The 12,748-nt window shown below is 54.9% G+C and carries 1 protein-coding gene; it reads left to right on the top strand.

What is annotated here, in order from left to right:
* The first annotated feature begins 62 nt into the window (after positions 1-62).
* On the top strand, positions 63-12,707 hold the full coding sequence (locus FGI41_RS03065) for a non-ribosomal peptide synthetase (protein ID WP_139488492.1): 12,645 nt from the start codon (positions 63-65) through the stop codon (positions 12,705-12,707).
* Positions 12,708-12,748: the final 41 nt, after the last annotated feature.

Here is a 12,748-nt window from a genome sequence, read left to right as displayed (position 1 = left end):
AGAAACATCTGACGAAGCCCCCACTTTTTTATGCGACCTGAATCGGAAGGAGCTGAACTCATTTGACATATACAACCTTAATCCAATTACTCTCGTCCTATCATCAACAGGCAGACCACACACTCGGTCTGACCATCGTTAAAAAATCACAGGAACGGTTTATCTCTTATGCTCAGCTGTACACTCGGTCATTGGCGATGCTTGCCCATCTGCAGGCAAAAGGCATGCAGCCCAAAGACCAGCTCGTACTCCAGCTGGAAGATCATGAAGAGTTCTTATATATGTTCTGGGCCGCGATCCTCGGCGGAATGATCCCTGTGCCGGTGACCGTAGGCAGCAATGAGCAGCGCAATAAGCTGATCAAGATTTGGGAGGTTTTAGAGAGTCCATACCTCACGATCACCCAGAGTGAATGGAACGGGATTCTGGCTTTTTACGAGAAACAGGAGCAGCATGATGTGCAAGAGACGCTAGCAGAGATGGAGCGTAAGCTGTTCATCGTGGATGAACTGGTTCCGAGCGTGACAAGAAGCGAGGTGGAGGGGACTGCAACAAGTAACGCTTCCACCTTCCCGACCCCATATGACGCAGATCCGCACGATATCGCCTTCATCCAATTTTCCTCCGGCTCCACCGGCGACCCAAAAGGCGTAATGCTCACACACGACAACCTGCTTACCAACTTGCGCGCGATCATCGCAGGGGCTGGGACGGACGGGAACGATTCGACCCTCAGCTGGATGCCGCTGACACATGACATGGGGCTGATCGGGTTTCACCTGACACCACTGATGGCAAGATTCCCGCAATTCTTAATGGCACCGAGCGTCTTCGTGACCCAGCCGATGATCTGGATGCAAAAGGTCAATCAGCACCGCATCACCATTACCTCCTCGCCCAACTTCGGTTATCAGCATTTTGCCCGTTATTTCAAGCCGGAAAAGGCGGTCGATTGGGATCTGTCGTGCATCCGCTTGATTTTCAACGGGGCTGAACCGATCTCGACGAGTGTCTGCCACAGCTTTCTGAAGCTGCTTGAACCATATGGGGTGAAGCAGACGGCGATGTACCCGGTATACGGCATGGCGGAAGCGTGTCTTGGCGTTACGTTCCCACCTGTGGAGGAGACCCTTCGTTACATAGAGATCGACCGCACACAGGTGCTGGTCGGCGAGCCAATCAAGATGAGCCAGCCAGGTGAGATCGGCAGCATCAGTCTGGTCGACGTGGGTTATCCCGTGCAGGACTGTGAGATGCGGATCTGTGGGGAGCATGATGAGGTGCTGGAGGAAGGCTTCGTCGGCCGCATCCAGATCAGAGGGCGCAACGTCACGAGCGGTTACTATCGCCGTCCGGATGTGACAAAAGCGACTATTGATGCGGAAGGCTGGCTCGATACAGGCGACATCGGCGTGGTCGTACATGGTCGTCTGCACGTGGTAGGCAGGAGAAAAGAGATTATTTTTGTCAACGGTCAAAATATCTATCCGTACGATCTGGAGCGCCTCGCCGAAGAGGTGGACGGTGTGGAAGCCGGGAAAACAGCTGTATGCGGGATTCCTGACGCGGAGTCAGCCACCGATGAAATCTGGGCCTTTATCCAGTTCCGTGGCTCCATCGAAAAATTCGTTCCCCTGATGCGTACAATCGGTCAGCATATTCACCGCCAGTCTGGTCTGGAAGTGAAGCGGATTCTGCCAATCAAGCATATCCCGAAGACGACCTCTGGCAAAATCCAGCGCTACAAGCTGGTTGAGAGATTTCATCAGGGTGAATTCGCACAGGTGATCGAAGAGATTGAGCAGGAGCTGGTGGCCCAAGGTATAGGGCGTGTCGGGAATGCGGATGGTGTGGAACATGTATCAGCAGAAGCTCGTTCAACCACTCATGTATGGGACGATACATCTTCACAGCGGGGATACCAGTCCACCCATACCGCTACGACCGAAACAGAGCAGCGAATCTACCAAATCTGGCGTGAAATCCTCGACTCCACCGCGATTGGACTGGACGATCATTTCCTCGAACTCGGCGGCAATTCGCTCAAAGCGATGATGGTCATCTCCCGGATTGAAGATGATTTCGGGTTGAAGCTGCCGCTTCACACTATTTTCGAATATGCGACCATCCGCAAGCTGGCTACCTATGTGGAGCACGCCAACCGTGTCGAGCATCAGGAGATCGCAGCGGTTTCGCTCCTTGAGCGGCAATGGGAAAAGGATCAGGAGCAGCGCGAACAAGACGTCTATCCCGCCTCATCCGGACAAAAAAGACTCTACGTACTGCAAGAGATGAACCCTGATCACGTAACCTACAATCTGCCACAGGCGATGCTGGTAGAAGGGCAGCTAGACCCCGCACACTTCCAGCAGGTCTGGAACCAACTGATCCAGCGACACGAATCGTTCCGCACTTCTTTTGAAATGATAGATGGGCAGCTGGTTCAACGATGCCACGAGTCTATTGATGTTACCGTCTTGTACCGCGATGAAGCTGAAGCCGAATCCGGAGTGGATGAACAGAAACTCCAAAAGAAAGTCCAGGCGTTCATCCAACCATTTAACCTACAGACCGCACCGCTGTTCAGAGCGGAACTGATCCGCGTAGCGGAGGATCGCCACCTGTTCCTGTTCGACATGCACCATATCATCTCAGACGGGACATCAATGGGGATTCTGATTCAGGATTTTGTCCGTCTCTATCAGGGTGAATCATTGGAACCGCTTCACTTGCAGCACAAAGACTTCGTAGAGTGGCAACGGATTCAGAGAGCCAATGCCCACCTTGAGCCATCCTACAGCTTTTGGCAAGAGACATTTGCCGATGGGATTCCCGTCCTGCAGCTGCCGACGGATTATCTGCGACCTACCAACCAAAGCTTCCAAGGCGACCGTCTGGAGACCTTCGTCGATGCCGAGCTGGCTTCCGGGCTGAAGCGAATCGCGAAGGAACAGCAATGTACCTTGTACAGCGTCCTGCTTAGTGCGTATCACGTCCTGCTGAGCCGTTACAGCGGGCAGAAGGAGACCGTGGTCGGTACGGCCGTTGCTGGGCGCACCCTGCGGAAGAGCGAAAAAGTAGTCGGCCTGTTTGTCAATTCACTCCCGATCTTGATTCAGTCAGGTGAGTCGAAGACCTTTGCCGAGCTGCTCCAAAAGGTGAAGACCGGGCTTTATTCAGCCTTGGAGCATCAGGATGTTCCTTTTGAGGATATGCTCGATCTCTTAAAAGTCCGCAGAGAACCAGGCCGCAATCCGCTGTTCGATACGATGTTCACCTTGCAAAATATGGAACTGCCAACGATGAACACGGAGACGCTGACCTTTGTGCCTTACCCTGTAGAGAACCATACGGCCAAATTCGACCTGACCTGGGAATGCTACGAAGCCGGGCAGGAATTGAAGCTGATGGTCGAGTACGCGGAAGACCTGTTCCACCGCAATACAGTGGAGAGAATGGTCGGTCATTATGTACATATTCTCCAGCAGATCGTGTCGCAGTCTGATATGGCAGTAGAGGACATCCGTCTGTTGACGGAACCAGAAAAAGAACAGCTGGAGCAATACAGCAGTGCAACCTCTGCCTTCCCCAAACATATGCCGCTCAACCGACTGTTCGAGCAGCAGGTGGCACTGACGCCAGATGCTTCGGCACTTGTCATGGACGGGGAGACGCTCAGCTACCACGAGTTGAACGCGCGTGCGAATCAAGTAGCGAGATGGCTGGAGGAGCAGGGGATCACATCCCAGAGCCGTGTTGCATTGCTGGTAGATCGCTCTTTTGAAATGATCGTAAGCATTCTTGCAGTGCTGAAGGCGGGAGCGGCTTATGTGCCGATCGATCCGCAGTATCCGATGGAGCGGATTCAGCTTTTGGTAGAGGATGCAGGGGCAGCGGCTATTTTGACGCAAAAAGCGTATGCCTCATTGGGCAGCGAGATCGCAGGTGCCGTATGTTTTGCAGGAAAAGGGGAAGAAGAGAATCCTAAGCTCTCCATTCATGTACTAGACGACATCCTGCCAGACCTCACTACCTACAGCACTGCCAACCTGCCAACCAGTCCAAGCGCATCTGACACCGCCTACATCATGTACACCTCCGGCTCCACTGGCAAGCCAAAAGGCATCCTGACCACCCACACCAACGTCTGCCGCGTCGTCAAGGAGACCAACTACATCACCATCACTGGCGAAGATGCGCTGCTCCAGCTCTCCAACTATGCCTTTGACGGCTCTACCTTTGATATCTATGGCGCTCTTTTGAACGGTGCCAAGCTCGTACTTGTGAATAAAGAAACCATGCTTGACATGAAAAAGCTCTCCGACCTGATTCAGACAGAGCGGGTCAGCATCTTTTTCACCACGACCGCTCTGTTCAATACGCTCGTCGATGTGAATGTGGAAGCCTTGCAGTCCGTGCGCAAAATCCTGTTCGGCGGTGAGCGGGTATCGCTTGCCCACGTGCGAAAAGCCCTGCAATTCATGGGGCCGGGTCGGTTGATGCATGTGTACGGGCCGACAGAGACGACGGTTTTTGCCACCGCCTATGAGATCAATCAGGTGGATGAAAAGCAGCACACCATCCCGATTGGACGCCCGATCAGCAACACCCAGCTTTTGGTCGTAGACGCAGCTATGAAGCCTGTTCCAGTAGGGATTCCAGGTGAGTTGTGTATCGCAGGCGAAGGGGTGGCAGACGGTTACCTGCATTTACCGGAATTGACCAACGAAAAATTCGTACCACATCCGCAAGATCCTTTTAAACGGATGTTTAAAACAGGGGACCTCGTCCGCTGGCTGTCCGATGGGAATATCGAATTCCTCGACCGGATTGATAATCAGGTGAAAATCCGCGGTTACCGCATCGAGCTTGGAGAAATCGAGAGCAAGATCATGGATGTGGCAGGTGTTCTGGAAGCCGTGGTGGATGTGAAGCAACGCGGCAGTGAGCGTGTGTTGTGTGCCTATTTTGTTGCCAGTGGAACAGACGCTGGCGATACGGACGGTGGTGTCGGTACAATCGCGTCACTGAAAGCCGCCCTGCACGAAACACTTCCTTACTACATGATGCCATCCTACTTCGTCCAGCTTGACACGATGCCACTGACCCGCAACGGCAAAATCGACAAAAAAGCGCTTCCCGAGCCAGAGTGGGTCACAGCAGATGCCTATGTTGCCCCAGTTGGCGTGACCGAGCAGCGCTTGGCACAGATCTGGCAAGAGCTCCTCCAGATCGGAAGGGTCGGGCGCGAGGATCATTTCCTTGAGGTAGGCGGTCATTCGCTGAAAGCGACTTCCTTGACCGCGCAGATTCATAAAGAGTTCGACGTACGGTTTGCGATCGGAGATATTTTCCGCTATCCGACCATCCGTGAGCAGGCGATGCAGATCGAACTGGCGGCGAAAAGCACATACGAGCCGATACCACCAGCCGAAGCGTTCGAAGCAGACGAAGCAACTCATGGGGCAATTCAAGAAGCAGCTCATGGCTCGCAAAAACTGGTGCAACCAAAAGCGTCCCAAAACGTCCGTACGTACCCGCTCACCTCTGCCCAACAGCGCATGTTCGTCCAAGCCCAATTCGACGGAGTCGGTACAACCTACAACGTCCCGCTGCTGATCAAGCTCGAAGGCAACGCCGATCTCACCGCGATCCAGAGCGCATGGCAACAGCTCATCCGGCGCCATGAACCGCTGCGTACTTCTTTTGGCTGGCAGGATGGGCAGGTCGTACAGTTCATCCACGAGCAAGTGGAGTTGAGCGTAGATGTGGTTGCTTATCGTGAAGGTGAACACGTACAAAAGCCAGGGCAAGAGACAGAACAAGACGTACAACAAGACACACAACAAGTCGCACAGCCAGAACAAAGCGCAGACTTGCACTCATCGTTTGCCGCATTTGTCCAGCCATTCGACCTGACCCAAGCACCACTCTGCCGTGTGCAACTCGTCACCACCGCAGCAGGTCCATACATGTTCGTCGATCTGCACCACATCATCGCAGACGGCATTTCGATGAAAGTGCTGTTGAACGACTTCATCTCCCTCTATGATCAAAAAACACTCTCACCACTGGCGCTCCAGTACAAAGACTACGCTGTCTGGTACAGCCGCCAAGCCACCTCCCCACACATGGAGGAGCAGCTTGCCTACTGGAAAAAACAGCTTGCAGGCCCACTGCCCGTACTCGATATGCCGACCGACCACGTGAGGCCCCAAGAGCGTCAGTTCACCGGCGATGTCGTGCCATTCCAGATCGCCCCAGCCTACACCGATAAGCTGGAACAGATCGCGCAAAAAGAAGGCATCACGCTCAACAGCCTGCTGTTTGCCATCTACACCATCACCCTGCACAAATACACAGGCCAGCACGAGTTCATCATCGGCTCCCTGACGGCAGGCAGAAGCCATCCCGATATTTTGACCATGGTCGGAATGTTTAATAATTTTCTCCCGATCCGCACTGAGTTGCCGACAGCACCGATTACCGTCATCGACTATGCAAAAGAACTGCACCAGACCCTGCTCGCCGCCTACGAGCATCAGGATGTGGCATATGACAGACTGGTTCAAGCGGTTCCGGCTTCCGCGCAGACGGACTTGTCCCGCAATCTCTGGTTTGACACCATGCTGATCGTCCATAACGAGCTGGACGCAGACCTCACCATCCGGGGCGAGCACCTGCAGCTCATCCCGCAGAAGGTGACCCAGCAGTCGGCGAAGCTGGACTTCAAGCTCGATGTCTACGTGTCTGATTCCCACGAGATGCTTGCCGAGCTGGAGTATAACACCAGCCTGTTCCAGCGCGGGACGATGGAGCGGTTCATGCATCATTTTGTCCACCTCATGGGGCAGATCACAGACAATCCGACAGAGTCCTATCAGGCGCTGTCCCTGATTCAACCAGATGAGCAGGCAGAAATCCTACACCAGTTCAACCAGACCGAACAGCCATACCCAACTGGTCTGACTTTATCTGAGTGGTTCGAACAGCAGGTCATGGCGACACCAGACAATCCTGCTGCCAAATTCGGTGCAGAGACACTCACCTACCGCCAACTCAATGAAAAAGCCAACCAACTCGCCCGTGTCCTTCGCAACCAAGGCGTCGGTCCCGATAGTATCGTCGCGATCATGGTGGAGCGATCTCTGGACATGATCATCGGCATCATGGGCATTCTCAAAGCGGGCGGGGCCTACCTGCCAATCGACCCGCACCACCCGCAGGAACGGATTCGCTACATGCTGGAGGACAGCCGCGCCGTACTGATCTGCACACACCATAAGTGGGTGGAGCAGCATAGCTTGACAGGTGAAGTGGTGTTGCTGGATGACCAAGTGCATCATGCATCCCAAGCCGATTCCACCAATCTGCTGCCGATCCACACCTCCCGCAACCTCGCCTACGTCATCTACACCTCCGGCTCCACAGGCAAGCCAAAAGGCACGATGATCGAACACGAGGCGGCGATCAACCGGATTCACTGGATGCAACGGGCCTACCCGATCACTGGGCAAGACGTCATCCTGCAAAAAACACCGTACACCTTCGACGTCTCCGTCTGGGAGCTGTTCTGGTGGAGCACCACAGGCGCATCCGTCGTTTTCCTCGAACCGGGCGGCGAGAAAGACCCGCAATGCATCCTAGATACCATCACACAGGAAAAAGTCACGACGATGCACTTCGTCCCGTCCATGCTCCATGTCTTTTTACAGTACCTGGAGCAAGAGTCCGGCGACACCAAGGCACTCTCTAGCCTGCGCTATGTATTCACCAGCGGAGAAGCACTGCAGGTCCAGCATGTCAGACGGTTCAAAGCCTTGTTCACCAGCCCGCAGCATCCCGACCTGAAGCTCGTGAACCTCTACGGCCCGACCGAAGCTACCGTCGACGTGTCCTACTACGAGTGTACGGACACGGAGATCGACCACGTACCGATCGGCAAGCCGATTGATAACATCCGACTCTACGTGATCAACGAGAACCACCAGCTACAGCCCATCGGTGTACCCGGCCAGCTTGCGATCAGCGGTGTAGGCTTGGCACGCGGCTATCTGCATAACGAACCGCTCACCCAAGAAAAATTCGTCGCCGACCCGTTTGCTCGTGGCGAGCGCATGTACCTCACCGGAGACCTCGTCAGATGGGCCCAAGACGGCAATATCCAATACCTCGGACGCATCGACCACCAGATCAAAATCAGGGGCGTGCGGATGGAGTGCGGCGAGATCGAATTCGCCCTGCAGCAGCATGAGGCGATCCAAGAGGTCTTGGTGACGGCGGTCAAGGATCACGCAGGGGAGCAGGCGTTGGTTGCATACTTCACGGCGGTTTCGACGAACGAGAAGAGCGTTGGCAACACCGATACTGCGACCAACCAAATCAGTGAAGGCGCTACCGATACTGCGACCAACCAACTCAGCGAAGCCGACATCGATTCAGCAATCGACCGACTCGACCTGCGTAACCACCTTTTGCGTTATCTCCCAGAGGTGATGATCCCAAGCTTTTTCGTCCAGCTTGACCAGTTCCCACTCAGCCCCAACGGAAAAATCGACCGCAAACAGCTGCCCGCACCAGACCTGATCCAATCAAGCAGCACCGAAGAACACATCGCCCCACGCACCGAAACCGAGCAACAGCTGGCCCACATCTGGGAAGAGCTGCTCGGCATCACCAGCATCAGCGTACGCGACAGCTTTTTCCTGCTCGGCGGGCACTCACTCAAGGCGACACAGCTCACCGGCAAAATCAAAGAACGCTTCGCCGTCCACATCCCGCTCAAGCAGATTTTTGCCGCGCCAACGATCGAACAACTGGCCGGCCTGATCAGCGAGACCGAGCCGGGGCAACAGCAGGAGCAATGGACAGCGATCCCACAAGCAGCACCACAGCCATACTATCCGCTCTCTCCAGCTCAGAACCGATTGTTTATCCTTCAACAAATGGAAGAGAGCCAGACCACCTACAATCTGCCTGTCGCGATGCGGATCACCGGAAAATTGGACATCGAGCGTTTGCAGCAGGTGCTCAACGCACTCGTTCAGCGTCACGAACCGCTCCGTACCAGCTTCGTCATGGTAGACGGCGAACCGATGCAACAGATCCACGACGATGTCACACTCCATCTCACTGCATGGACTGGGACAGAAGAGCAGGTAGAGGCGCTTGCGGAGACGTTCATCCAGCCGTTCGACCTGCGGACAGCACCACTTTTCCGTGCGGGGATCATCCAACTGTCCGAGCATCCGAATACACAGCCGCACCCAGACCAGTCAGACATGGAACGAAGCAGTCACATCGAACCGAGCGGACACGGGCACATCCTGCTGCTCGACATGCACCACATCGTCTCCGACGGCATCTCGATGGTGAACCTCACCCGAGAATTCATCCAGCTGTACCAAGGTCTCACAGTCGAGCCACTTCCTTTACAGCTTAAAGATATCGCCGTCTGGCAGCAAAACTGGCTGCAAAGCACCGAACTCCAACAGCAGGAGAAATACTGGCTTGATCAACTAAAAGGGGAACTGCCGCTTCTCAATCTGCCGCTCGATTTCCCACGTCCGACCAGTCAGCAGTACGACGGCAGCAAATCCAGCTACACACTCCCGGCAGACCTGACCACACAGATCAAGCAATTCGCCGAAGCATCAGGCACGACACTGTACATGACCCTGCTGACCGCCTTTTACACCATGCTGTACCGATATACCAATCAAGATGATATCATCGTCGGCCTGCCAGTCAGCGGACGCACGCATCCAGCCATGCAGCCACTCGTCGGAATGTTCGTCAATACGCTCGCGTTCCGCAGCCATCCGACAGGGGACAAGACGTTCCGCTCCTATCTGGAGGAAGTGAAGGAAGCAGCGATCTCTGCCTATGAACACCAAGATTACCCGTTCGAAAAGCTGGTGGCCCAGCTGGACATCCCGCGCGATCTGAGCCGCAATCCGCTATTTGACGTGATGTTCGTCCTGCAAAACATGGGACTCCCCGAGCTGACACTCGAAGAGATGCAGTTCACCCCATATGAGATGAACCATCGTGCTTCCAAAGTAGACATCACCTTTGAATTCGTCGAGCAGGCGGATACGCTCCAGCTGAATGTGGAGTATCGCACCAAGCTGCTTACCCCCGAGACGATTTCTCGCATGGTGGCACATTATTGCCAGATCATCGGGCAGGCCGTGATGCAGCCACAGACGCCGCTCGCACAGATCAAGATGCTGACAGACGGGGAAGAACGCCTCATCATGCACGACTTCAATGCGACACAGGCCGACTACGAGGCCCATCTGACACTCGATGCCGTACTGGAACGCCAAGCTCAGCAGACGCCGGATCACATCGCCGTGAGCTATGAAGGTGAGTCCCTGACCTACCGTGAGCTGGATCAGAAGTCCAACCAGCTGGCAAGACTCCTGCGCCAAAAAGGAGTCCAGAGCGAATCCCTCGTCGCCATCATGCTCGACCGTTCCCTGGAGATGATCGTCTGCGTCATGGCGATTCTCAAAGCAGGCGGCGCCTACGTCCCAATCGCGCCTCATCTGCCGGCAGAGCGCATCGGCTACCTGATGCAGGACAGCGGTTCCCACTGGCTGCTCACCCAGGAAAAATACCTCACCACCGCAGCACAGCTTGGTGCAGAGGTCATCAACCTCGAAGACGGCAGCTACAACCATGAAGACGTCAGCACCTTGCCAAAAGTCCACGACTCCCGCAACCGTGCCTACGTCATCTACACCTCCGGATCAACCGGCCAGCCTAAAGGCGTCGTCATCGAACACCATTCTGTCATCAACCGGATCGCGTGGATGCAGAAGATGTACCCGCTGACCGAACAAGACGTGATCCTGCAAAAAACGCCGTTTACCTTTGACGTATCCGTCTGGGAGCTGTTCTGGTGGAGCTTCACAGGAGCACGTGTCATCATGCTTGCACCAGGCGGCGAAAAAGACCCGCAGCAGATGATTCAGACCATTGCGGAGCAGAAGGTGACGACGATGCATTTTGTCCCGTCGATGCTCAACCTGTTCCTTGAGTATGTGGAAAAAGGGGAGACCCGACAGCAGCTGGCCACCCTGAAGCACGTATTTACCAGCGGCGAAGCACTCAACCTGAGCCAAGTGGACAAATTCCGCCAGACCATCGGCGCATGGCATCCGACCAGGCTGATCAACCTGTACGGCCCGACGGAAGCAACCGTCGACGTCTCCTATTATGAATGCGTCACCGACACCGATTCCGGCGAGACCGTCATCCCGATCGGCAGACCAATCGACAACATCCAGCTGTACATCGTCAATGAACAAAACCAGCTTCAACCGATCGGTATCGCAGGAGAACTCTGCATCGCCGGTGTCGGTCTTGCCCGCGAGTACCTGAATCGTCCGGAGCTGACCGCAGAGAAGTTCATCCCGAATCCTTTTGATCCCGCAACCAACATGTACCGCACCGGAGACCTCGCCAGATGGCTTTCGGACGGCAATATTGAGTACCTCGGCAGGCTGGATCATCAGGTCAAAATCCGCGGCTACCGCATCGAGTGCGGCGAGATCGAGCACCAGCTCATGCTCCACCCGTCTGTCAACGAAGCTGTGGTGATCGCCCGGAAAGACCAGCAGCAGGAGACGTATCTGTGTGCATATATCGTGGCGGGACAGGAGCTTTCCGTGCTCGAACTGAAAGCCCATCTCGCCAAGCAACTGCCCGACTACATGATCCCGGCCCATTTCATGCAACTGCCAGCCTTACCGCTCTCCACCAACGGCAAGGTAGACCGCAAGCAACTCCCAGCACCCGATCACAACCTGCGTACAGGTGTAGAATTCGTGGCAGCCAGCAATGACACCGAACGCTTCCTCGCCGAGCTGTGGCAAGAACTGTTGGGCAAAAAAGAGATCGGCATCCACGACAATTTCTTCGACGTCGGCGGCAATTCCCTGCTGATCCTGCGTGCCCATCAGAAGCTGGAAGAACGCTTCCCGAATCAGCTGAAGGTAGCCGACCTGTTCGCCTACCCGACCATCTCCAAGCTGGCTGGACACTTAGACACCTTGACTACCCAGCAGAACCGCAACGTTACGCTCTCGCATCTGCCGTTGCCCAAAGGCTATTTCCACGCATCCGCAGAAGCAGCGCGGCTCGGGTCGAATGTGGCGTCGTATCAATTCCAGCTCGATCAAGCCGTCTACCACCAGCTGAAGGAAATGGCCCAAGCGGAAAACGTGCTGGTCAGCGATATTTGCTACTCAGCCTACGTCTACCTCTGGTCACAGATCAGCCAGCAAGCGCAATTGATCGCCTACTCCATGACTGACGAACAGGCCGTGCAGGCAATGGAGATCGACCTTGCGCCATTTAATCAGCTGGATCAACTGTTCCGTTACGTGAACAAGCAGGGAGAGAGTGCCGGACAAGAGGCATATACATGGAAAGAGCTGGTAAACTCAACCGCCAGCCAAGACGCGATTCTCCCGCTTTACCACGCGAGACACCTCACTGGCCTCACGATCAACCCAGACTGGCTCCAGCTCTTCGATGTCATCCTCACGGTAGAAGAGCAGCCGTCCCGCATCCAATGCCGATGGGAATACAACGGCAAGCGCTTGAACAAGGAAAAAATGAAGGAGACCGTCCAGCTCTACGTCAAATGCATCCAACTGATGGTCAACCAATATAGCCAGCAGAAAAAACAGTAGCGAACTCCGTAACATACACACCAAGGCACAGCAGTTACTGC

Origin of the sequence: Brevibacillus dissolubilis (genome assembly GCF_006170445.1) — a bacterium.
Lineage (GTDB): Bacteria > Bacillota > Bacilli > Brevibacillales > Brevibacillaceae > Brevibacillus_B > Brevibacillus_B dissolubilis.
This window is presented reverse-complemented; position numbering and strand designations above follow the sequence as displayed.